Genomic DNA, 220 nt, shown 5'->3' with positions numbered 1-220 from the left:
AAACCAGTTGAGATAACTATGGATCGAATGCACGGGCCGCCCGGTCGCCGCCGCGATATCGGGGGCGTAGGGTACCATATTCGTGCATTCCAACAGGATCGCGCCGACATCCGCATGGGCCTCTACCAGCCGCTGCGCCGCCTGCACCATCTCAGCCCGCGCCTGCGGCACTTCAAGGTCGGGCAAATTGCCAAGGATCGTCCGGGCGAAACTGCTGCCT

The 220-nt window shown here is 62.7% G+C and carries 1 pseudogene; it reads right to left on the bottom strand.

Features of this window, described 5'->3' with window-relative positions:
• Positions 1–220, bottom strand: a pseudogene (locus A3722_RS06455) (aspartate/glutamate racemase family protein); the annotation flags it as partial.

Source organism: Sulfitobacter sp. HI0027, assembly GCF_001634775.1.
Lineage (GTDB): Bacteria > Pseudomonadota > Alphaproteobacteria > Rhodobacterales > Rhodobacteraceae > Sulfitobacter.
This window is presented reverse-complemented; position numbering and strand designations above follow the sequence as displayed.